Source organism: Polymorphobacter megasporae (assembly GCF_018982885.2).
GTDB classification, from domain to species: domain Bacteria; phylum Pseudomonadota; class Alphaproteobacteria; order Sphingomonadales; family Sphingomonadaceae; genus Polymorphobacter_B; species Polymorphobacter_B megasporae.
In genome coordinates, this window is record NZ_CP081848.1 from 607,588 (window position 1) to 628,031 (window position 20,444).

The following is a 20,444-nucleotide window of genomic DNA, read 5'->3' on the forward strand; positions in this document are numbered from 1 at the left end:
AATGCTTAATAAGCTTAATCATAATACGCAACTCCACAAATACACACGTTACTATTTTATAAACAACTCTCCGACCGTATGCTCTTCGAACTGCTTCCCTGTTACTATGAGGCCCAACTGTCCGTACCCCCAGCTACGAGATTGGTTGCACGATTCACAGAGTAGAAAAGTGGTTTATCCAAATTAGTATTCAATCTTGTCATTTAGACTCTGTGATTTGCAGTACGAATAAATTCTGTACTTTGCTGTGCCGACGGATGCGTTGATAATATGTTTACGAGCTGCAGAGAGGGTCGTACCCGACTCACAGATCGCATCCGATGTTGCGTATATCAGAGACATGACTGTCCTAGCGACGCAGCGCCCCACGCCGCGTCCGCCGTCATCAAGTAATCGTCTGTTAAGGGACGCTCAGCGGGCGAGAGCGATCAGCGTACGACAAGTGTACGCAACGTGACCGCAGAAGCGATCGTCAGCTGCCAGTCATGAGTAGTCGCGCGTTGCGCGGGTCAGTCGTACCGCTCGGGCAGATACGCATCGTTAGCCCGGTCGCTGAATTTTGTCGTCGTCTTGTGGAATGTAAGTGGCACAGTACCGGTCGAGCCGTGGCGCTGCTTGGCAACGATGACTTCGGCAAGTCCGTGAAGCTTCTCGGCGCGCTCTTTCCACTTGGCGTATTTCTCGATGTCTTCTTCGTCAGGCTGCTTCATCGCGTGATAATATTCTTCGCGATAGATAAACAGGACGATGTCGGCGTCCTGCTCGATCGTCCCCGATTCACGCAAGTCGGCGAGCTGCGGCCGCTTGTCCTCGCGGTTCTCGACCGCACGGCTGAGCTGCGACAGCGCGAGCACCGGCACCTCGAGCTCTTTCGCCAGCGTCTTCAATCCGCGGGTGATCTCGGAGATTTCCTGGACGCGATTCTCGTTCGCCGACTTCGCCGACCCCTGGAGGAGCTGGAGATAGTCGACGACGATGATCCCGACCCCCTTCTGGCGCTTCAACCGCCGCGCCCGCGTCCGCAGCGCCGCGATCGACAGCGCCGGCGTGTCGTCAATGTAGAGCGGCAGCTCGCTCAACTGCCCCGCGGCGCGCGCGAGGCTGTTGAATTCGGACTGGCTGATCTTGCCCATCCGCAGATTTTCCGAATTGACCCCCGACTGTTCGGCGAGGACGCGCGTCGCGAGCTGGTCGGCAGACATTTCGAGGCTGAAGAACGCGACCCCCGCCCCGCTCGACTGGCCCGGCTCGACGCCGTCGGCCTTGTCGCGTAGGAACCGCGCCGCCGCCGAGAACGCCATGTTGGTCGCAAGGCTGGTCTTTCCCATCGCCGGACGCGACGCGAGGATGATCAGGTCGGACTTGTGCAGCCCGCCGATCTTGGCGTTGATCGCGTCGAGCCCGGTCGTGTAGCCCGACAGATGCCCGCCCGACTTCATCGCGCGGTCGGCCATCTCGACCGCAAGCCGCGTCGCCTGGCCGAAGGTCTTGACCGATCCCGACACCTCGCCCTGCTCGGCGACCTTGTAGAGCGCGAGTTCGGCGGCCTCGATCTGCTTCAACGGCTCGACACCGGCACCGGTGTCGAAGGCATTGGTCGCCATGTCGCGCCCGACGCGGATCATTTCGCGAAGCAGCGCGAGGTCGTAGATCTGCTGGGCGAAGTCGCGCGCCGCGATCAGCGCAGCGGACTGCTCGGTCAGGCTCGCGAGATATGCAGTGCCGCCGATCGCCATCATATCGGGATCGGCGTCGAACAGCGGCTTGAGCGTCACCGGCGTCGCGACCATCCGCCGGTCGATCAGCATCAGGATCGCGTCGTACACCCGTCCATGGAGCGGCTCGAAGAAATGCTGGCTGCCGAGCTTTAGCTGGACGTCCTCGACGAGCCGGTTGTCGATCATCATCGCCCCGAGCAACGCCGCCTCGGCCTCGACATTATGCGGCAGCGCCGCTGCGGGAACGAGCGCGATCGGCGTGGCGGCGGCGGGTGTGTAGGGTGTTGGAAGCTGCATCGATCGCTTGTCGCGCAATCCCATCATCGGGACAAATTCTGCAGGGGATAACTCGGTGGGAAACCGTGCCTGAACCGTGTGGATGAGAAATATTTTCCACGTTACCGGCCCACCCGCTACACACCCCGCCATGCCGCACCCGCTGAGCCACATCGACGCCTGGATCTTCGATCTCGACAACACGCTGTACCCGGCGAAGACCAACCTGTTCGCGCAGATCGATGCACGAATGGGGGCGTATGTCGCGCGCCTGCTCGGGGTCGACGCGGTCGAGGCGCATCGGGTCCAGAAGGGGTTCTTCCACCAGCACGGCACGACGCTGCGCGGGTTGATGGACGAGCACGGCGTCGACCCGCACCATTTCCTCGACGACGTCCACGACATCGACCTGAGCGTCGTCGCCCACGCGCCGCTCCTCGTCGAATCGATCGCGCGCCTGCCGGGGCGCAAGCTGATCTTCACCAACGCCGACACGCCGTACGCCGCGAAGGTGCTCGACCGGCTCGGGCTCGAGGGCGCGTTCGAGGCGATCTACGACGTCCACGCGATGGCGTATCTGCCAAAGCCCGACATCCGAGCGTATCGAGGCCTGTGCGAAACGCACGATATCGACCCCGCACGCGCGCTGTTCGCCGACGACATGGAGCGGAATCTCGCCCCCGCCAAGGCGATCGGCATGGCGACGGTGTGGGTCGACAACGGCTCCGAACAGGGGCCGCGCCACCCCGCCCCCGACTTCATCGATTACCGAATCACCGACGTATCCGACTGGCTCGCGGGCGTCGTCACCGAACTGGAGGCCGCATGACCGACCTGCCCAACAACCTCATCGCCCCGATCGAGGCGGGCTGGGAAGCCCGCGCGTCGATCACCCCCGCTACCGACGGCGCAGTGCGTGCGGCGGTCGAGGCGGCGATCGCAGGCCTCGACAACGGCGACTTCCGCGTCGCCGAGCAGGTCGACGGTGAGTGGCGGGTCAATCAGTGGCTCAAGCAGGCAGTGCTGTTGTCGTTCCGACTGAGCGACAACACGCTGATCCCCGGGGCTCCCGGCAAGTCGAGCTGGTGGGACAAAGTCCCGTCGAAGTTCGACGGCTGGGGCGAAAACCGCTTCCGCAGCGCCGGCTTCCGCGCCGTCCCCGGCAGCATTGTTCGCCGCGGCGCGCACATCGCCCCGGGCGTCGTCCTGATGCCGAGCTTCGTCAACATCGGCGCGTACGTCGGCGAGGGCAGCATGATCGACGCGTGGGCGACGGTCGGATCGTGCGCGCAGATCGGCAAGGGGGTCCACATTTCGGGCGGCGCGGGGATCGGCGGGGTCCTCGAACCGCTCCAGGCCGGACCGGTGATCATCGAGGACGGTGCCTTCATCGGCGCGCGCGCCGAGGTCGCTGAAGGGGTCGTCGTCGGCACCGGCGCGGTGCTGTCGATGGGCGTCTATCTCGGCGCATCGACCAAGATCGTCGACCGCGCGACCGGCGAGGTCTTCATCGGGCGGGTCCCGCCGTACGCCGTCGTTGTGCCGGGAACGTTGCCCGGCAAGCCACTGCCGAATGGCGAGCCGGGGCCGAACCTGTATTGCGCGGTGATCGTCAAGCGCGTCGACGCCCAGACCCGGGCAAAGACCGCGATCAACGACCTGTTGCGCGACTAGCGGCGCCGCCGTGCCGACAGGACCATGCTCGCCGGATCGTCGTCCCACGGATTGAACACCGCCGCCCCGCTCAGCCGGACGTCGCGGACATTGCGCGTGACGAGATAGAGGTCGTGCTCGATCGCGGTCGCCGCGAGAAGCATGTCGATTACCGGCGGCGGATGGCCGGTGTCACGCTTGATCCGCCCGCTGATCGTGCCCCAGCGGCACGCGACTTCGTCTGAGACAGGCAGAATGCGGCCGGCAAAATTGGCGGCGAGGTTGGCGCATTGTGTTGCGATGATTGCGCGGCGAAAATCCTCGTCGGACAGGTTGGCGATCCCCTTGTCGAACTCTGCCAGTGACAGGACGCTGATGTAGACCGTCGGCCCCGCCTGCGCCTTCGACCACGACTGCACTCGCCGATTACCGTTTGGTTTGATGATTTCCTGCGCGACGTGGTATCGAGCAGCCAGCCGATCAAAACTCGATGTCCCGGCCGGTGTCGCGATCGCGCTCGATCTCGAGTTCGCCGAGCTCGGTCAGTCCTTGCAGCATATCGAAGAGCGAACGCGGCTTCACCGGCGGCGACAGGCGGTCGTACTCATCGGCGGCGACGACGACGACCGCAGGACGGCCACGCACCGTCACGCGCTGCGGACCGACGTCGCGCGCGAGGCGGACGACCTCGCTGAAGCGCGCCTTAGCGTCTTCGAGCTTCCACACGGGGTCGGCGGATTCAACACGGGTCTGGATCGTCATCGCGCTTCCTGACTAGATGACCAGTTGCACCATGCGTGCGCTTGCGATCCTAACCCAGCGCCGCCGCGACCTCGGGCGAGCCCCACTTGAGCGGTCCGTTGACGCGCCACTTCTCGCGCCCGTCGGCCCCGTACAGGATCGACAGCGGCAGGCCGGTCGCGCCCATCTTGACCGCGTAATTGCCCGGCTGGTCGAGCCATGTCGTCAAATTGGTGAACTTGCCGGGGGTGAAGAACTTGTCGACACCGCGCCAGCCTTCGAGGTCCTCGCTGATCGGCAGCACGGTCAGCTTCGCCCCCTGCGCCTTCGCCAGCGCGTCAAGCGCGGGCATTTCGGCGCGGCACGGGACGCACCATGTCGCCCACAGATTGACCAGCACCGGCTTGTGCGCGGCGGCGACGAACGCGGCGACCGTCGTCGTCTTGCCGCCCTTCGCCTCGATCGAAATCGACGGAGCGGCCTCCCCGGCGTGGCTGCGGTCGATCTGGCCGAGCTTCGCCGGTTGCGACGCCTTCGCGTTTCCCTTAGTCGCCAAGGCAAGGCCACCGCTCGCGAGGCCGGCCAACAGGAGCGTTCCGATTACGACGCGCAACATCACTTCCAATTCGCTATGGGGCGGCCGCTTCGGGGATGGCCCGACGGCGGTGATGCGCGACATTAACGCCTCGATCCCGTTCGACAAGCGGCTGTGGCGTCAGGACATCGCCGGGTCGCAGGCGCACGTCGCGATGCTCGGCACGCAGGGGATCATCGACGCTGCCGATGCCGACGCGATCGCGGCGGGACTGACGACGATCGCGCACGAATACGACACCGTTGGGGTCGTCGAGAACCTCGACCTCGAGGACATTCACATGCACGTCGAGACGCGGCTCGCCGAGCTGATCGGCCCGGCGGCGGGGCGGCTCCACACTGCGCGGTCGCGCAACGACCAGGTCGCGACGAGCTTCCGCCTGTGGGTCCGCGATGCGATCGACGCGGTCGACGACGGGCTCGCGGCATTTTCCGCCGCATTGCTCAGTCGCGCCGCCGAGCATGCCGAGACGATCATGCCGGGGTTCACCCATCTCCAGATCGCCCAGCCGGTGACGCTCGGGCATCACCTGATGGCGTATGTCGCGATGGCGGCGCGCGACCGCTCGCGCTTCGCCGATGCGCGGGCGCGGATGAACGAGTGTCCGCTCGGCGCGGCGGCGCTGGCGGGAACCGGGTTTCCGATCGACCGCGACGCGACGGCGAAGGCGCTTGGTTTCGACCGGCCGACGGCGAATTCGCTCGACAGCGTCTCCGACCGCGATTTCGCGATCGAATTCCTCAGCTGCGCGACGATGACCGGGCTGCATCTGTCGCGGCTGGCGGAGGAGATCGTCATCTGGGCGTCGCAGCCGTACGGCTTCGTCACGCTGCCCGACGCCTTCTCGACCGGATCGTCGATCATGCCGCAAAAGCGCAACCCCGACGCCGCCGAACTTGTTCGCGGCCATTCGGGGCGGCTGATCGGCTGCCTGACCGCGCTGCAGGTGACGATGAAGGGGCTGCCGCTCGCTTATTCGAAGGACATGCAGGACGACAAGCCGCCGGTGTTCGAGGCGTTCGACCTGCTCGCGCTCAGCCTAGCGGCGATGACCGGGATGGTCGAGACACTGACGTTCAACCCCGGCCCGATGGCGGCGGCGGCAGGCGCGGGCTTCTCGACCGCGACCGACCTCGCCGACTGGTTGGTGCGCGAGGCGAAGGTGCCGTTCCGCGAAGCGCATCACATCACCGGGCGCGCGGTCCGCGCTGCCGAAGCGGCAGGCATCGGGCTTGCCGACGTGCCGCTCGTCGAGCTTCAGGCGATCGACCCGCGGATCACCGCGCAGGTGTTCGATGTGCTGTCGGTCGAGAAGTCGGTCGCAAGCCGGGTCAGTTTCGGCGGCACCGCGCCGGTCCGCGTCCACGAGGCGATCGCCGCGGCGAAGGCGGCGTTGTGAAGCGCGCGGTTGCTCTCCTTCTCCTGCTGGCGGCGTGCGGCAAGCAGGGCGAGCTGATGCCCAAGGCACCGCCGGGGGAGACGCCGAAGGTCGACCCGACGAAGCCGCTGCCGTCGACGCTGCTGATCCGCCCGACGCAGGCCGAGCCAGCGCGGATCGACGACCCGCTCAGCCGCTCGCAGGAGCGCCGCGACGACCGCTTCAACCTGCCGCCGCCGGGCTGATGGATCACTTTGCCGATCGCGGGGGCGCGTTGTTTGCCGAGGATGTCGACCTCACCGCGCTCGCGGACGAAGTCGGCACCCCGCTGTACGTCTATTCGACCGCGACGATCGAACGCCACTACCGCGTTTTCGCCGAGGCGCTGGCGGGCCTGAACGACCCGCTGATCGCCTATGCGGTCAAGGCCAACCCCAATCTGTCGGTGATCGCGACGCTCGCGCGGCTCGGCGCGGGGGCCGACGTCGTGTCGGAGGGAGAAATGCGCCGCGCGCTCGCTGCCGGGGTGCCACCGGGGCGAATCGTGTTCTCGGGCGTCGGCAAGACCCGCGGCGAGATGGCGGCGGCGCTCGCGGCGGGCATCTACCAGTTCAACGTCGAGGGCGAGGCCGAACTCCACGTCCTCAGCGACGTCGCGGTCGCGCTCGGCCAAACCGCCGCCGTCGCGCTCCGGGTCAATCCCGGGGTCGACGCCAAGACCCATGCGAAAATCTCGACCGGGCGCGCCGAGAACAAATTCGGCATCGCGATCGACCGCGTCCCCCACGCCTACGCCCTCGCGGCGTCGCTCCCGGGGCTGCGCGCGGTCGGAGTCGGCGCGCATATCGGCAGCCAGCTGACCGATCTCGCTCCGCTCGAAGCGACCTTCGCGCTGCTCGGCGACCTCGTCGCGCGTCTCCGCACCGCCGGGCTGGCGGTCGAGCGGGTCGACCTCGGCGGCGGCCTCGGCATCCCGTATCGCACCGGCGACGCCGCCCCGCCGACCCCCGCCGATTATGGCGCACTCGTCGCCCGCGCGACCGCCAGGTGGGACGTGCGGCTGATGTTCGAGCCCGGGCGGATGATCGTCGGCAACGCGGGCGTGCTCGTGACGCGCGTCGTCACCATCAAGCCGGGCGAGGCGCGGAGCTTCGTCGTCGTCGACGCGGCGATGAATGACCTGCTCCGCCCGGCGCTCTACGGCGCATGGCACGATATCCGCGCGGTCACCCCGCGCGGCGGGACGATGGTCGCGACGATCGTCGGCCCGGTGTGCGAGACCGGCGACACCTTTGCCGAGGACCGGACGATCGACCGGGTCGACGCCGGCGACCTAATCGCGTTCATGACCGCTGGCGCGTACGGCGCGACGATGGCGTCGACGTATAATTCGCGGCCGCTGGTCCCCGAAGTGCTCGTCGACGGCGCAGATTGGGCGATCGTCCGCCCGCGCGAGGACATTGCCGCGCAGCTTGCGCGCGACCGGATCGCACCTTGGTTAAGCAACCATTAGGCAACTTCGTGTCTTTAGGGTGCGGTGCAGCAAAAGGGGAGTAAACCAACGATGATCAAGCCGGTTCGCAAGGCGATCTTTCCCGTCGGAGGGCGCGGCACACGCTTCCTGCCCGCGACCAAGGCAGTCCCGAAGGAAATGCTCCCCGTCGTCGACCGGCCGCTGCTGCAATATGCCGTCGAGGAGGCGATCGCCGCCGGGATCGAGCAGATGATCTTCGTCACCGCGCGCGGCAAGGCGGCGCTCGAGGAGTATTTCGACGTGGCCGCCGAACTCGTCGCCGAGCTCAAGGCGAAGGGCAAGACCGCCGAACTCGCGGTCCTCGAGTCCACCCAGCTCGAGCCTGGCCGCGTCGCCTACGTCCGCCAGCAGGAGCCCGCCGGGCTCGGCCACGCGGTGTGGTGCGCGCGGCTGATCACCGGCGACGAGCCGTTCGCGGTGCTGCTCCCCGACGACCTCGTCTACGGCCCGTCGTGCCTCAAGCAGATGGTTGACGCGTATCATCGCGTCGGCGGCAATGTCATCGCGGTCGAGCAGGTCGCGCGCGAGCGCACCGGCAGCTATGGCATCGTCACCCCCGGCGCGACGCAGGGCAACCTCACCGAAGTCCTCGGCCTCGTCGAAAAGCCCAAGCCCGACGTCGCACCATCGACGCTCGCGGTGATCGGCCGCTACATCCTCCAGCCCGAGGTGATGACGATCCTGGCGGAGGGAAAGCGCGGCGCGGGCAACGAGATCCAGCTGACGGACGCGATGGCGCAATTGATCGGTAAACAGCCGTTCCACGGCCTCGCATTCGACGGCGTGCGCTTCGACTGCGGCGACAAGGCCGGGCACATCATGGCGAACATCGCGCTGGCGCTCGACCGCGACGATGTCGGGCCGGCAGTGCGGGCGTATATCGCGGGGCTGGGGATCACGGCCTGAGCGAATGGACGCGCTCCCCATCTTCGTCCGCCTCACCGGCATGCGCGTCCTCCTCATCGGCAACGGCCCCGCTGCCGAGGCCAAGGCGCGGCTGATCGAGGGGGCGGGCGGGGTCGTCGTCCGCGACCTGCCCGCGCGAATCGCCTTCGTCGCTCTGGACGATGCCGCCGAGGCCGAGGCCGAAGCAACCCGCCTCCGCGCCCACGGCCTGCTCGTCAACGTCGTCGACCGCCCCGCCTTGTGTGACTTCACCGTCCCCGCGATCGTCGATCGCTCGCCGGTCATCGTCGCGGTCGGTACCGGCGGCGCGTCGGCCAGTCTCGCCAAGGCGTTGCGCGAGCGCTTCGAGGCAATGCTCCCGGCACGGCTGGGCGGACTCGCAGACGCGATCTTCGCCGCCCGCGCAGCTGTTGCGGCGACGCATCCGACGATCGACGCTCGCCGCCGCCTCTGGGACACCGCGCTCGCGCCGGGCGGCGTGCTCGATCCGCTCGCAGATCACGGCGACCCCGGCGCAGCGGTTGCGGGGATCGGAGATGCCGAAGCCACAGCCGCGCTTGTTGAGATCGTCCTGACCTCCCGCGACCCCGACGACCTGACGCTACGCCAGCTCCGCCTGCTCAATCAGGCCGACACGATTTATCACCCAGCTGATGTTCCGCCCGCAATCCTCGACCGTGCCCGGCGCGATGCCGACCGGATCATCGGGGCGGCGCCGCCATCGCTCCCTCCCGGGCGGACGGTGGCGCTGCGCCTGATCTAACCCACCGCCGTCCCGAACAAGTGCCCGACTCCGGCAGTCACCGCCATCGCCAGCGCGCCCCAGAATACGACGCGCACCGTCGCCGGGACCACCTTCGCACCCCCTGCCCGCGCGCCCGCCGCGCCGAGCACCGCGAGCACGACAAGCGCCACCGCGAATGTCGCATGGAGCAGCACCGGCGGCGGTGCGAGCAGGACGGTCAGCACCGGCCAGATGCCCCCCGCGGTGAACGTCGTCGCCGACGCCAGCGCGGCCTGCACCGGGTTCGCGATCGACACCTCGGTGATACCCAATTCGTCGCGAGCGTGGGCAGCGAGCGCGTCCTTCGCCATCAACTGCGCCGCGACCTGCTTCGCCAGATCGGCGCTTAGCCCGCGCTTGATGTAGATCGCCGCCAATTCACGGGTTTCGCCGCGCGGGTCGTGCATTTGCTCCTGCTCTTCGCGGGCAAGATCGGCGGCTTCGGTATCGGCCTGGCTGCTGACGGAGACATATTCGCCCGCGGCCATCGACATGGCCCCGGCAACGAGCGCGGCGATCCCGGCGAGCAGCACTTGCCGCCCCTGCGGATTTGCCGCCGCGACACCGGCGATGACGCTCGCGGTCGACAGGACGCCGTCGTTCGCGCCGAGCACCGCGGCGCGAAGCCAACCGATCCGGGTAATGAAGTGGTTTTCGTTCATCCGTCCGCTCATCGCTCCCACTGCATGCCCGACATGCATCCGCGATTTACCGCGAGGTCACGCTACAACGGAAAATGGGACGGCGCTCGCACACCGTCCCATTCATCCGACTAAACTGCGATCAGTTCGATCGCAGCGCGATCTTACTGCTGCGGAGCAGGCGTCGCCGGCGGCGTCATCGCGTTGCCGGCGGGCGAACCCATCGGCGCGGCATCGGGCGTCGCCATCGGCGCAGCCGCACCCGAGTCAGACATTGCGCCATTGCGCGGTGCCATCGGGGCACCCATCGATCCACCGCCGGATGCCTGGGCAAGCGACTTTTCGTTGAGCGCCTTGGTCGCTTCCGACCCGCTCGACGCGTGGGATGCCATGCGGTGATGCATCGGCTTTGCCACCGCAGTCGACGTAATCGCGGCAGCGGCGATCGCGGCAAGAATAATCTTGGTCTTCATCTATAATCTCCTTGGCAGGCCATTTGGCCAACACCCGCTCGCGCAATGAACGCCTCGAGCGGGCATCGGTTGCCGGCCTACTGCGGTGTCGTCGCCGCAGTGCCCGGCGTGGTCGAACTGTTGGGCGACATCGAACCATGGCTCATACCGGTCGACGACCGGCGGTTGTGATGCTTCGTCGTGGTCGATGACGACGTCCCCGGCGACGTGCTGCTCGACGACATGCTGTCGGTCGAGCTGCCCGTCGACGACATCGTGTCGGTCGGGCTGGTGCCGGTCGTCCCCATCGAGCTGGATCCAGCCGACCCGCTCGGTGACGAGGGCGCCATCTGGGCCGAAGCCGTCGTTGCAACGAGTGCCGTAGCGGCAAGTGCGATCATCAGTTTCATGGTCAATCTCCCAAGGTTTTGTCGAGTTTAAGTTCAGCGCGGCGGCGGATTGGTCGTCGATGTTGTCGGCGTGGTCCCGCTCGTCGTCGGCATCGCGCCGGTCGTGCCGTTGACCGCGGGGCTGGTGGTCGATCCGGGAGCGAGTGTCCCGACCCGGCCATCACCGATCGTCCCGGCAGTCGAAGCCCCGATCGGCGGCGTCACGCCGGTCGACGGCTGCGGCAGGCCAGGCGAATTCATCGAACCCGGCGACATCGCACTGCCGAGGCCGGACGGGGTCGTTCCCGGCGCCCGCACACCTGCCGGCGAATACGCTCCCGGGGCCGGTGAAGCTGACCCGCCGACGATGCCGCCAGCGGCAGTCTGGGCATTCGCCGCACCTGAGAACACGAACGTTGCCGCACTCGCCGCAAGAGCTAAGTGTTTGATCATAAAGACCTCCTGTCGTGTACTGGTTAACGGACGGCGGCGGCGTCGGTTTCACCGTCCGTCGCGTTGGCGGCTCGGCCCGCCCCGTGCTAATTGCCGCACCCCGCACTGGAGCCGTCGCATGATCCCCCGCTATTCCCGCCCCGAGATGGTCACGATCTGGGAGCCCGAGACGCGTTTCCGCATCTGGTTCGAGATCGAGGCGCACGCGATGGACGCCCTCGCCGAACTCGGCGTGATCCCAAAGGACGCTGCGGCGACGATGTGGGCGAAGGGCAAGTTTGAGGTCGAACGGATCGACGAGATCGAGCGCGAGACGCGCCACGACGTCATCGCTTTCCTGACCAACCTTGCCGAGCATGTCGGCGAGCCCGCGCGCTTCGTCCACCAGGGGATGACGAGTTCGGACGTCCTCGACACCTGCCTCGGGGTCCAGCTCGCCCGCGCCGCCGACCTGATGATCGCCGACATCGACGCGCTGCTCGTCGTGCTCCGGCGCCGCGCGTTCGAGTTCAGGATGACCCCGACGATCGGCCGAAGCCACGGCATCCATGCCGAGCCGACGACCTTCGGGCTCAAGCTGGCGCAGGCGTACGCCGAGTTCGACCGCTGCCGCGACCGGCTCGTCGCCGCGCGTGCCGAGGTCGCGACATGCGCGATTTCGGGCGCGGTCGGAACCTTCGCCAACGTCGACCCGTTCGTCGAGGCGCATGTCGCCAAGGCGATGGGGCTGACGGTCGAGCCGGTGTCGACGCAGGTCATCCCGCGCGACCGCCACGCGATGTACTTCGCCACGCTCGGCGTCGTCGCCGGCTGCGTCGAGCGGCTCGCGACCGAGGTCCGCCACCTCCAGCGCACCGAGGTCCTCGAGGCCGAGGAGTATTTCGCGCCGGGGCAGAAGGGGTCGAGCGCGATGCCGCACAAGCGCAACCCGGTGCTGTCGGAGAACCTAACCGGCCTCGCACGGCTGGTCCGCGGTTATGTCACCCCGGCGCTCGAGAATGTCGCGCTGTGGCACGAGCGCGACATCAGCCATTCGAGCGTCGAGCGGATGATCGGCCCCGACGCGACGGTGACGCTCGACTTCGCGCTGGTCCGCCTGACGGGCATGATCGACAAACTGCTTGTCTATCCCGAGCGGATGCTCGCCAACCTCAACAAGATGGGCGGGCTGATCCATTCGCAGCGCGTGCTGCTTGCGCTGACGCAGGCGGGGGCGAGCCGCGAGGAGGCGTACGGCCTCGTCCAGCGCAACGCGATGCAGGTGTGGCAGGCGGACGGGAAGCTCCAGCTGCTCGACCTGCTCGTCGCCGACCCCGACGTGACACGCTGGCTGCCGACGGCGGAGATCGAGCCGCTGTTCGACCTCGGCTACCACCTCAAGCACGTCGATACGATCTTCGCTCGGGTGTTCGGCGCGGCGTAGGGAAAAATATCCGACCGTCATCCCTGCGAAGGCGGGGACCCATAACCACGGACAGTTGGGGTGATGGGTCCCTGCCTCCTCGGGGATGACGACAATGTGGGTGGGTATCCCCGCTCAAACCGCTGGCACGCCGGCCCTTGTCTTTCGCGCGCGGCGACTCGATGATGCAGCCATGATCCAAGCCGGACTCGACCGCCGCTCGCTCCTCGTTTCGGGGGCGGTGCTCGGCGCGCTCGCGATCCTCCCCTCGGGAACCGCCGCCGCCGAGATCGACACCGCGGGGCTCGCGTCGATGACCGGCGACGTCCGCCCGATCGGCCCCGCCGAACGCGCAGCGCGGCTCGACGCGTGGCGCGCGTTGATGGCGGCGCACGGCATCGCCGCAGTGGTGATCGAGCCCGGCGCATCGATGGTCTATTTCACCGGGGTGAAATGGCGTCGGAGCGAACGGTTGACGCTCGCCCTGCTGTTCGCGACCGGCGACCCGGTGATCGTCACGCCGTTCTTCGAGGAGCCCTCGGTCCGCCAGAGCCTCGGCATCCCCGCCGACGTCCGCGTCTGGCAGGAAGACGAAAGCCCGGTCGCGCTCGCCGCGAAGATCATCGGCGAGCGCGGTGCCGCACGCGGCGCGGTCGGCGTCGAGGAGACGGTGCGCTTCTTCGCCAGCGACGGGCTCGCCAAGGCGCTGCCGCAAGCGCGGATCGTGTCGGCGAACCCGGTCGTGCGCGGCTGCCGGATGCTCAAGACGCCCGCCGAACTCGCGCTGATGCAGAAGGCGAGCGACATCACGATCGCCGCGTATCGCTGGACATGGCCGCGGGTTCGCGACGGGATGACCCCCGGCGAGATCGGCGCGCTGATGGACGCCGCCACGGTCAAGCTAGGCGGCATCCCCGAATTCGCGCTCGTCCTGCTCGGCGAGGCGGCGGCCTACCCGCACGGGTCGAGCAAGCCGCAGCGCGTCCGCGAGGGCGAGGTCGTGCTGATGGACTGCGGCTGCACCGTCGATGGCTATCAGTCGGACATCTCGCGGACCTTCGTCCCCGGCCGCGCCCCCGACGCGGTCCGCCGCGTGTGGGATACCGTCGCGCGCGGGCAGCAGGTCGCCTTCGCCGCGGCGAAGGTCGGCGCGGCGGCGGGGAGCGTCGACGATGCGGTCCGGGCTTATTACACCGCGCAGGGCTTCGGCCCCGGCTACCGCCTGCCCGGCCTGTCGCACCGCACCGGCCACGGCATCGGCCTCGACGGTCACGAGCCGGTCAACCTCGTCCACGGCGAGACGACGCCGCTGACTCCCGGCATGTGCTTCTCGAACGAACCGGGACTGTATCTGCCGGGACAGTTCGGCGTCCGGCTCGAGGACTGCTTCCACATGACCGCCGACGGGCCGCGCTGGTTCTCGACCCCGCCGCCGTCGCTCGACCGCCCGTTCGATTAGAGGACCCGCATGATCGCCATCGCACTCGCCGCGGCCCTCGCCGCCGCGTCGCCGATTTCCGCCGACCACATCAAGGCCGACGTCCGCGTGTTGTCCTCCGATGCCTTCGGCGGGCGCGGGCCCGGCGAGGCGGGGGAAGCGAAGACGATCGACTATCTTGCCAAACAATTCGCCGCCGCCGGGCTGCAACCCGGCGGCGAGAACGGCGGCTGGTATCAGGATGTCCCGCTGGTCCGGCTCGACCGCGTTCCCGGCGCAACGATAATGCTCGACGCCAAGGGGAGCGCGCGATCGCTCGTCCTCGGCCGCGATGTTGCGTTGTCGCTGCGCAATGCCGGCGCGACGACGGTCACCGCCGCGCCACTGGTCTTCGCCGGCTTCGGCATCGTCGACCGCGCGAAGGGGTGGGACGCGTATGCCGGGGTCGACATGACCGGCAAGATCGCGGTCGTCCTCGCCAACGACCCCGATTTCGAGGGCGGGCGCGACCTCGGCTTCGAAGGCCGCCGGATGGTCTATGCCGGGCGCGTCGGCGCCAAGCTCGAGGCGGCAGCGAAGGCGGGGGCGATCGGCGCGCTCGTCATCCACGAGGACGCGGCGGCGAGCTACCCCTTCTCGCAGGTCGGCAGCGGCGACGCATTGCCCGCGTTCGCCTTCGCCCCGCTCAGCCCGTCGCCGTTCAAATTCAGCGGCTGGCTGACGCGCGACGTCGCGGTCGACCTGCTCCGCCGCCACGGCCTGATGCTTGACGAGCTCAAGACCCGTTCGCGCGATCCCGGCTTCCGCGCCTTCGCGCTCGACGGCAGCACGGTCTCGGTCGGCGGCACCCTGACCGCGACTCCGGTCGTCAGCCACAACGTCATCGCCAAGCTACCCGGCGCGTCGCGCCCCACCGAGGTCGTCCTGTACGGCGCGCACTGGGACGCCAATGGCATGAACGGTCCCGATGCGACCGGCGACACGATCCGCAACGGCGCGGTCGATAACGCCACCGGCACCGCCGAGGTGCTCGAGATCGCCCGCGCCTTCGCGCATGGCGCGCGGCCGGCGCGGACTGTCGTCTTCGCCGCGTGGACCGCCGAGGAGAAGGGACTGCTTGGATCGGACTATTACGCCGGGCATCCGCTGTACCCGCTGGCGACGACCGCGCTCATGATCAACCTCGACCCGCACGTCGTCCTCCCGGCGGCGCGCGACATCGAGCTGATCGGCGGCGGGCGCACCCCGGTCGAGGCCGACGTCCGCCGGATCGCCGCCGCGCAAGGGTTGCGGGTCGACGACGAGCCCGCGGTCGAGGCCGGCTGGTACTTCCGCTCCGACCAATATTCGTTCGCCAAGCGCGGCGTCCCGGCGATCACCTTCCGCGCCGGTCGCGACCTGGTGGACGGCGGCCTCGCCGCGGGCGTGCCGATCGTCGCCGACTATAATGCGAGGCGCTACCACCAGCCGAGCGACGAATTCGACCCCAAATGGACCTTCGCCGGGACCGCGCAGGAGGCGAGCGTCGCCTTCGCGCTCGGGACCGAGGTCGCTAACAGCGCGGCGTGGCCGGGCTGGAATCCCGGCGGCGAGTATGCACCGTTGCGCGCTGTGAGCGCGAGTGAGCGCGCACTTAAATAGCGGCGTAGACCGCCGAACCCTGGCGATTGACCGCGCCCGACGGCGTCGCGGCCGATCTTGGCGTCACGCCGATGCAGATCGCGCTCGCTTGGCTGCTGTGGCGGTCGCCGGGCATCCTGCTGATCCCGACAACGTTGTCGGTGGCCGCAGCTGCATGAGAACCTCGCGGTTGCGGCGTTCGACCTGCCCGACGACGCTATGGCGACGCTCGACGGCATTGCCGCGGCGGCGACGCCAGCTCCGCCAGCGCACTGAATTCGCTGTCCTACACCCGGTTTGCGGGGGTATCGCAGGGGCTTCGAGTCGCCACCGGGCGGCGGGACGTGCGCTTTCTCATTGTCATCCGCTACAGTGCTCCCGCTCGATCGTTCGGTGCGGCAAGTTTTGGGTTGGGCGGAAGCCGCCGTCGACCGCCCTACCGGCGAATCCGCCACCTGCGGTAACGCGCGGTTCGCTGAAAAACGGTAGATTATGTCAACTCTGTCAACTTAAGCCGCTTGTCCGAGCGGCGCAGCGAAATTTCCGTCCTAGGAGCGGCGGTAAAAGTAACCGTCCGGGCCGCGACTTCGGCGAGCCTTCTCCTCGAACGAAAACGTCCGATTTCGTCAACTCTGTCAACTTAACCGAACTGGCGGAGGGTTCAGTCCGCGACAACCGCCTGCTCGATCGCCCCGAAGATCGAGTGGTGGCGCGCGTCGAGCATCTCGATCCGGACGACATTGCCGGGGCGCAGGAACGGTGTCGTCGCCGCGCCGCCGGTGATCGTCTCGACGACGCGGACTTCGGCGATGCAGCTATAGCCGCGCCCGCCCGCCGCGACCGGGCGCCCGGGACCGCCGTCGCTGCCGCGGTTGCTGACGGTGCCCGAGCCGATGATGCTCCCCGCGCCGATCGCCCGGGTCTTCGCCAGATGCGCGATCAGCGTGCCGAAATCGAAGGTCATGTCCTCCCCCGCGTCGGCGCGGCCGAACGGCTGGCCGTCGAGATCGACCGACAAGACGCCGTGGAGCTTGCCATCGCGCCAGCGGTCGCCGAGCGCGTCGGGGGTGACGAACACCGGCGACAGCGCGCTCGCCGGCTTCGACTGGACGAAGCCGAAGCCCTTGGCGAGTTCGGGGGCGATCAGCCCGCGGAGCGAGACGTCGTTGACCAGCCCGACGAGGCGGATCGCCGCGAGCGCCTCGTCGCGGCTCGCTCCGCGCGGGACGTCGCCGGTGACGACGACGACCTCGGCCTCGAGGTCGAGCCCCCACGCGTCGTCGACGAACGGGATCGGGTCGCGCGGCGCGATGAACTGATCCGAACCTCCCTGGTACATCAGCGGGTCGGTCCAGAAGGTCGCGGGCATCTCGGCGCCGCGTGCCTGCCGGACCAGCGCGACGTGGTTCACATACGCCGAGCCGTCGGCCCATTGGTACGCCCGAGGCAGCGGCGCGGCGGCCTCGCGCTCATGGAAGCGGCTGTGCGGGACGGCGTCGTGCGACAGGCTCTCGGCCACCCCGCGCAGCACCGGCTCGGCATGGTGCCAGTCGTCGAGCGCCGACTGGAGCGTTGGCCATGCCGGTGGCGGCGCGGCGCACCACGCGAGGTCGTCGGACACCACGACCAGCCGCCCGTCACGACCGTGCTTCAGACTGGCGAGCTTCATGGCAGTTTGGCCTTTGGAAAGCCGGCCCAGGCGGCGTCATAGTCGGGCTGGGCGCGGTCGAGGGCGAAGCGGGTCGGGAGGAACGGCCAGCAGCTCTCGACCATGAACGCCATCGTCGCGTCGAGCTTGCGCGGGGCGAGTTGGGCGTTGCTCGCGGCCTGCCACGTCGACAGGTCGGGGCCGTGGCCCGCCATCAGGTTGTGAAGCGACAGGCCGCCGGGCGCGAAGCCCTCGGCCTTGGCGTCGTATGCCCCGTGGATCAGCCCCATGCACTCACTCATGATGTTGCGGTGGAACCACGGCGGGCGGAAGGTGTCCTCGGCGACGAGCCAGCGCGGCGGGAACAGGACGAAGTCGGCGTTGGCGCGCCCCGGAACCCCCGACGGCGAGGTCAGGACGGTGTAGATCGACGGGTCGGGATGGTCGAAGCTGACGCTGCCCATCGTGTTGAAGCGCGACAGGTCATACCGCCACGGCGCGAGGTTGCCGTGCCAGGCGACGACGTCGAGCGGGCTATGGTCGAGCTGCGTCGTCCACAGGCTGCCGAGCGACTTCTGAATCAGCTCGAACGGCTCGTCGCGGTCCTCGAACCACGCCTCAGGCGTCTCGAAATCGCGCGGGTTGGCGAGGCCGTTCGCCCCGATCGGGCCGAGGTCGGGGAGGCGGAACAGGCTGCCGTGGTTCTCCGCGACATAGCCCTGCGCGGTGCCGCCGGGGAGGAGGGCGCGGAAGCGGACGCCGCGCGGGACGAGGGCGATCTCGCCGGGCGCAACGTCGATCCGGCCGAGCTCGGTCAGCAGCGTCAGCCGCCCGGCCTGGGGGATGAACAGCAGCTCGCCATCGGCATCGACGAAGGCGCGGACGTCCATGTCCTTGGCCGCGCGGTAAAGGTGGACGGCGACCCCCTCGAGGCTGGCGGGGTCGCGGTTGGCGACCATCGTCGTCATCGAGTCGATTAGGTCGAGCGTGGCATCGGGCATCGCCAGCGGGTCCCAGCGCAGCCGGTTCGGCGCGAGCGGGTCGTCGACCGTGCCGGGGGCAAAGTCGGGGGCGCCGGTGTAGCGGACGAACGGGGGATGCGAGGCGCTGGGACGGAGCCGGTAGAGCCACGACCGCCGGTTCTCGTGCCGGGGCGCGGTGAAGGCAGTGCCGCTCAGCTGCTCGGCGTAGAGGCCGAAGGCGGGGCGCTGGGGCGAGTTGCGCCCGACGGGGAGCGCACCGTGGACCGCCTCGGTGGCGAAGTGGTTGCCGAAGCCGGTCAGCATCAGCCCTTCGCCTTCTTGACCGGCTTTGGCTTGAGCCCGGCCACGCTGGCGACGGCCCAATCATGGAGCGCGGCGGAGTCGGCGACGACCTCGGACGGCAGGACGACGTAGGACTTGCTCGGCGGGGCGTCGGGTTCATAACTGAGCGGCAGAGCGCCCGGCAGCGCCAATGCCCGGTCACGCTCGGTGCCAGACAGCTTGAGCGCGAGGCCGACGTCGGACAGCGAGGCGAAGACGACCCCGGCGGCATAGCCCATTATGCCGCCGAACATCTTGCGGAACGACAGGTCGAGGTCTGGGGCGGCGGCGAGAAGCTGCGCCTGCAGGTCGGCCGGGTCGGTCGCCATCAGGCTTCGACCTTCCCCGGGATGACCCCGCGGCGGAGCTGGTCGAGCTCGAGGCTTTCGAACAACGCCTTGAAGTTGCCCTCGCCGAAGCCGTCGTTACCCTTGCGCTGGATGATCTCGAAGAAGATCGGCCCGACCATGTTCTCGGTGAAGATCTGGAGGAGGAGGCCGCCGCCGGTCTCCGGCGCGCCGTCGATCAGGATGCTGCGCGACCGCATCTCCTCGACCGAGTGGTTGTGCCCGGGGAGCCGCTGGTCGATCATGTCGAAGTAGGTGTCAGGCGACTCCTGGAAGCGGATGCCGTTGGCGCGGAGCTTGTCGACCGTTGCGAAGATATCGTCGGTGGCGAGCGCGAGGTGCTGGATGCCCTCGCCCTTGTAGGCGCGCAGGAACTCCTCGATCTGGCTGTGCTCGTCCTGGCTCTCGTTCAACGGGATGCGGATCTTGTCGTCGGGGGCGGTCATCGCCTTGGAGAACAGCCCGGTCGACTGGCCCTCGATGTCGAAATAGCGGATCTGGCGGAAGCCGAAGATGCGCTCGTAGAACTCGGCCCAGTGCGCCATCCGCCCGCGGTTGACGTTGTGGGTGAGGTGATCGAGCGTGTGCAGCCCGACCGAGTTATCGTCGACCCCGGCCCCCGGCACCGGCTTAAAGTCGACATCGTAGATCTCGTGCTCCCCGGTCCGGTCGACGAGGTACAGGTTCGACCCGCCGATCCCCTCGATCGCCGGGATGGCTAGCTCCATCGGCCCGACCGGGCCGGTCACCGGGGTCGCGCCGCGCGACACCGCCTCGGCGAAGGCCTGCGCCGCGTCGCCGACCCGGAACGCCATCGCATTGGCGGAGGGGCCGTGGGCGTTGCGGAACTCGGCCGCCTGTCCCGCGGTGTCCATGTTGAGCAGGAAGTTGATCGCCCCCTGCGCATATCGGCGCACGTCCTTCGACCGGTGGGTGGCGACGTGGGTGAAGCCCATCGCCTCGAACAGGGCAGCGAGCGCCTGGGGGTCGGGGCCGGTGAACTCGACGAACTCGAAGCCGTCGAGGCCCATGAAATTGTCGGTCGTGGTCGTTGCCATCGATGTCTCTCCCGGCCGGATGCAGGCGCTTCAGCGCCCGTTCACTGTTGCTGCGGACATAGGCGCACGCAGCGGGACCGGCAACGGCAGGCTTGAGATGACCGATG

At 68.2% G+C, this 20,444-nt stretch carries 23 protein-coding genes; 11 read left to right on the forward strand and 12 right to left on the reverse strand.

Going from position 1 to position 20,444, the window contains the following annotated elements; translation table 11 throughout:
- Positions 1-509: 509 nt before the first annotated feature.
- Positions 510-2,015, reverse strand: a complete 1,506-nt coding sequence (locus tag KTC28_RS02835) for a replicative DNA helicase (RefSeq protein WP_216709801.1) — start codon at positions 2,013-2,015, stop codon at positions 510-512.
- Positions 2,016-2,145: 130 nt separating this feature from the next.
- Here KTC28_RS02835 and KTC28_RS02840 point away from each other — a divergent pair, with 130 nt between their 5' ends.
- The gene (locus KTC28_RS02840; RefSeq protein ID WP_216709636.1) at positions 2,146-2,823 is read left to right on the forward strand and encodes a pyrimidine 5'-nucleotidase; all 678 of its coding nucleotides are present in this window, start codon (positions 2,146-2,148) and stop codon (positions 2,821-2,823) included.
- Complete coding sequence (gene dapD / locus KTC28_RS02845) at positions 2,820-3,668, forward strand: 2,3,4,5-tetrahydropyridine-2,6-dicarboxylate N-succinyltransferase (RefSeq protein ID WP_216709637.1); 849 nt, start codon at positions 2,820-2,822, stop codon at positions 3,666-3,668. The genes KTC28_RS02840 and dapD overlap by 4 nt, the downstream gene beginning before the upstream one ends.
- Here dapD and KTC28_RS02850 read toward each other — a convergent pair.
- From KTC28_RS02850 to KTC28_RS02860, 3 genes are all read right to left on the reverse strand, one after another.
- Positions 3,665-4,066, reverse strand: a complete 402-nt coding sequence (locus KTC28_RS02850) for a PIN domain-containing protein (RefSeq protein WP_255602213.1) — start codon at positions 4,064-4,066, stop codon at positions 3,665-3,667. The two genes, dapD and KTC28_RS02850, sit on opposite strands and share 4 nt — an antisense overlap.
- A gap of 61 nt (positions 4,067-4,127) precedes the next feature.
- Positions 4,128-4,409, reverse strand: a complete 282-nt coding sequence (locus tag KTC28_RS02855; protein ID WP_216709638.1) for a type II toxin-antitoxin system Phd/YefM family antitoxin — start codon at positions 4,407-4,409, stop codon at positions 4,128-4,130.
- 49 nt (positions 4,410-4,458) lie between these two features.
- A complete protein-coding gene (locus KTC28_RS02860) occupies positions 4,459-5,004 on the reverse strand; it encodes a TlpA family protein disulfide reductase (protein ID WP_255602214.1) in 546 nt (181 codons plus the stop codon).
- A gap of 52 nt (positions 5,005-5,056) precedes the next feature.
- Here KTC28_RS02860 and argH point away from each other — a divergent pair, with 52 nt between their 5' ends.
- The 5 genes from argH to KTC28_RS02885 are packed head-to-tail and all read left to right on the forward strand — an operon-like array spanning position 5,057 to position 9,564.
- The gene (gene argH, locus KTC28_RS02865) at positions 5,057-6,382 is read left to right on the forward strand and encodes an argininosuccinate lyase (RefSeq protein WP_216709640.1); all 1,326 of its coding nucleotides are present in this window, start codon (positions 5,057-5,059) and stop codon (positions 6,380-6,382) included.
- Positions 6,379-6,606: a hypothetical protein gene (locus KTC28_RS02870; RefSeq protein WP_216709641.1), complete on the forward strand. Its 228-nt coding sequence runs from the start codon at positions 6,379-6,381 to the stop codon at positions 6,604-6,606. Before argH ends, KTC28_RS02870 begins: the two co-directional genes overlap by 4 nt.
- Positions 6,606-7,874 (forward strand): diaminopimelate decarboxylase, encoded by a 1,269-nt coding sequence (gene lysA, locus KTC28_RS02875; RefSeq protein WP_216709642.1) that lies wholly within the window; start codon positions 6,606-6,608, stop codon positions 7,872-7,874. Before KTC28_RS02870 ends, lysA begins: the two co-directional genes overlap by 1 nt.
- Positions 7,875-7,928: 54 nt before the next feature.
- Positions 7,929-8,801 carry a UTP--glucose-1-phosphate uridylyltransferase gene (locus KTC28_RS02880; protein ID WP_216709802.1) on the forward strand — a complete coding sequence of 291 codons (873 nt, stop codon included), beginning with the start codon at positions 7,929-7,931 and terminating at the stop codon, positions 8,799-8,801.
- Between the two features lie 4 nt (positions 8,802-8,805).
- Positions 8,806-9,564 carry a precorrin-2 dehydrogenase/sirohydrochlorin ferrochelatase family protein gene (locus tag KTC28_RS02885; protein ID WP_216709643.1) on the forward strand — a complete coding sequence of 253 codons (759 nt, stop codon included), beginning with the start codon at positions 8,806-8,808 and terminating at the stop codon, positions 9,562-9,564.
- On the opposite strand, the gene KTC28_RS02890 is transcribed toward KTC28_RS02885, so the two are convergent.
- The 4 genes from KTC28_RS02890 to KTC28_RS02905 all read right to left on the reverse strand — a co-directional run bounded on the left by KTC28_RS02890 (position 9,561) and on the right by KTC28_RS02905 (position 11,520).
- Positions 9,561-10,247 carry a VIT1/CCC1 transporter family protein gene (locus tag KTC28_RS02890; protein WP_255602216.1) on the reverse strand — a complete coding sequence of 229 codons (687 nt, stop codon included), beginning with the start codon at positions 10,245-10,247 and terminating at the stop codon, positions 9,561-9,563. The genes KTC28_RS02885 and KTC28_RS02890 overlap by 4 nt on opposite strands.
- A gap of 143 nt (positions 10,248-10,390) precedes the next feature.
- A complete protein-coding gene (locus KTC28_RS02895; RefSeq protein WP_216709645.1) occupies positions 10,391-10,699 on the reverse strand; it encodes a hypothetical protein in 309 nt (102 codons plus the stop codon).
- A gap of 77 nt (positions 10,700-10,776) precedes the next feature.
- Positions 10,777-11,088 (reverse strand): hypothetical protein, encoded by a 312-nt coding sequence (locus KTC28_RS02900; RefSeq protein WP_223132282.1) that lies wholly within the window; start codon positions 11,086-11,088, stop codon positions 10,777-10,779.
- Between the two features lie 33 nt (positions 11,089-11,121).
- A complete protein-coding gene (locus tag KTC28_RS02905; RefSeq protein ID WP_216709647.1) occupies positions 11,122-11,520 on the reverse strand; it encodes a hypothetical protein in 399 nt (132 codons plus the stop codon).
- A 118-nt stretch (positions 11,521-11,638) separates the two neighbouring features.
- Between KTC28_RS02905 and purB the strand changes: the two genes are divergently transcribed.
- The 4 genes from purB to KTC28_RS23240 all read left to right on the forward strand — a co-directional run bounded on the left by purB (position 11,639) and on the right by KTC28_RS23240 (position 16,159).
- The gene (gene purB, locus KTC28_RS02910; RefSeq protein ID WP_216709648.1) at positions 11,639-12,943 is read left to right on the forward strand and encodes an adenylosuccinate lyase; all 1,305 of its coding nucleotides are present in this window, start codon (positions 11,639-11,641) and stop codon (positions 12,941-12,943) included.
- Positions 12,944-13,115: 172 nt separating this feature from the next.
- The gene (locus KTC28_RS02915) at positions 13,116-14,381 is read left to right on the forward strand and encodes a M24 family metallopeptidase (RefSeq protein WP_216709649.1); all 1,266 of its coding nucleotides are present in this window, start codon (positions 13,116-13,118) and stop codon (positions 14,379-14,381) included.
- A gap of 9 nt (positions 14,382-14,390) precedes the next feature.
- The gene (locus KTC28_RS02920) at positions 14,391-16,001 is read left to right on the forward strand and encodes a M28 family peptidase (protein ID WP_216709650.1); all 1,611 of its coding nucleotides are present in this window, start codon (positions 14,391-14,393) and stop codon (positions 15,999-16,001) included.
- A 26-nt stretch (positions 16,002-16,027) separates the two neighbouring features.
- Positions 16,028-16,159, forward strand: coding sequence for a hypothetical protein (locus tag KTC28_RS23240; RefSeq protein WP_369426571.1), 132 nt, complete (start codon positions 16,028-16,030; stop codon positions 16,157-16,159).
- 482 nt (positions 16,160-16,641) lie between these two features.
- Here KTC28_RS23240 and KTC28_RS02930 read toward each other — a convergent pair whose 3' ends face one another.
- The 4 genes from KTC28_RS02930 to hppD are packed head-to-tail and all read right to left on the reverse strand — an operon-like array spanning position 16,642 to position 20,337.
- Positions 16,642-17,649 carry a fumarylacetoacetate hydrolase family protein gene (locus KTC28_RS02930; protein ID WP_216709651.1) on the reverse strand — a complete coding sequence of 336 codons (1,008 nt, stop codon included), beginning with the start codon at positions 17,647-17,649 and terminating at the stop codon, positions 16,642-16,644.
- Complete coding sequence (hmgA, locus tag KTC28_RS02935; RefSeq protein WP_216709652.1) at positions 17,646-18,914, reverse strand: homogentisate 1,2-dioxygenase; 1,269 nt, start codon at positions 18,912-18,914, stop codon at positions 17,646-17,648. The genes KTC28_RS02930 and hmgA overlap by 4 nt, the downstream gene beginning before the upstream one ends.
- Complete coding sequence (locus KTC28_RS02940; RefSeq protein WP_216709653.1) at positions 18,914-19,261, reverse strand: TfoX/Sxy family protein; 348 nt, start codon at positions 19,259-19,261, stop codon at positions 18,914-18,916. The genes hmgA and KTC28_RS02940 overlap by 1 nt, the downstream gene beginning before the upstream one ends.
- Positions 19,261-20,337, reverse strand: coding sequence for a 4-hydroxyphenylpyruvate dioxygenase (gene hppD, locus KTC28_RS02945; protein WP_255602218.1), 1,077 nt, complete (start codon positions 20,335-20,337; stop codon positions 19,261-19,263). Before hppD ends, KTC28_RS02940 begins: the two co-directional genes overlap by 1 nt.
- Between the last annotated feature and the right edge of the window lie 107 nt (positions 20,338-20,444).

Excerpts from the sequence above, each read along its gene's own strand:
- KTC28_RS02835 (WP_216709801.1), bottom strand. The coding sequence starts at position 2,015 with ATGCAGCTTCCAACACCCTACACACCCGCCGCCGCCACGCCGATCGCG.
- KTC28_RS02840 (WP_216709636.1), top strand. The coding sequence starts at position 2,146 with ATGCCGCACCCGCTGAGCCACATCGACGCCTGGATCTTCGATCTCGAC.
- dapD (WP_216709637.1), top strand. The coding sequence starts at position 2,820 with ATGACCGACCTGCCCAACAACCTCATCGCCCCGATCGAGGCGGGCTGG.
- KTC28_RS02855 (WP_216709638.1), bottom strand. The coding sequence starts at position 4,409 with ATGACGATCCAGACCCGTGTTGAATCCGCCGACCCCGTGTGGAAGCTC.
- KTC28_RS02860 (WP_255602214.1), bottom strand. The coding sequence starts at position 5,004 with ATGTTGCGCGTCGTAATCGGAACGCTCCTGTTGGCCGGCCTCGCGAGC.
- argH (WP_216709640.1), top strand. The coding sequence starts at position 5,057 with ATGCGCGACATTAACGCCTCGATCCCGTTCGACAAGCGGCTGTGGCGT.
- lysA (WP_216709642.1), top strand. The coding sequence starts at position 6,606 with ATGGATCACTTTGCCGATCGCGGGGGCGCGTTGTTTGCCGAGGATGTC.
- KTC28_RS02885 (WP_216709643.1), top strand. The coding sequence starts at position 8,806 with ATGGACGCGCTCCCCATCTTCGTCCGCCTCACCGGCATGCGCGTCCTC.
- KTC28_RS02890 (WP_255602216.1), bottom strand. The coding sequence starts at position 10,247 with ATGAACGAAAACCACTTCATTACCCGGATCGGTTGGCTTCGCGCCGCG.
- KTC28_RS02895 (WP_216709645.1), bottom strand. The coding sequence starts at position 10,699 with ATGAAGACCAAGATTATTCTTGCCGCGATCGCCGCTGCCGCGATTACG.
- KTC28_RS02900 (WP_223132282.1), bottom strand. The coding sequence starts at position 11,088 with ATGAAACTGATGATCGCACTTGCCGCTACGGCACTCGTTGCAACGACG.
- KTC28_RS02905 (WP_216709647.1), bottom strand. The coding sequence starts at position 11,520 with ATGATCAAACACTTAGCTCTTGCGGCGAGTGCGGCAACGTTCGTGTTC.
- purB (WP_216709648.1), top strand. The coding sequence starts at position 11,639 with ATGATCCCCCGCTATTCCCGCCCCGAGATGGTCACGATCTGGGAGCCC.
- KTC28_RS02915 (WP_216709649.1), top strand. The coding sequence starts at position 13,116 with ATGATCCAAGCCGGACTCGACCGCCGCTCGCTCCTCGTTTCGGGGGCG.
- KTC28_RS02920 (WP_216709650.1), top strand. The coding sequence starts at position 14,391 with ATGATCGCCATCGCACTCGCCGCGGCCCTCGCCGCCGCGTCGCCGATT.
- KTC28_RS02930 (WP_216709651.1), bottom strand. The coding sequence starts at position 17,649 with ATGAAGCTCGCCAGTCTGAAGCACGGTCGTGACGGGCGGCTGGTCGTG.
- hmgA (WP_216709652.1), bottom strand. The coding sequence starts at position 18,914 with ATGCTGACCGGCTTCGGCAACCACTTCGCCACCGAGGCGGTCCACGGT.
- KTC28_RS02940 (WP_216709653.1), bottom strand. The coding sequence starts at position 19,261 with ATGGCGACCGACCCGGCCGACCTGCAGGCGCAGCTTCTCGCCGCCGCC.
- hppD (WP_255602218.1), bottom strand. The coding sequence starts at position 20,337 with ATGGCAACGACCACGACCGACAATTTCATGGGCCTCGACGGCTTCGAG.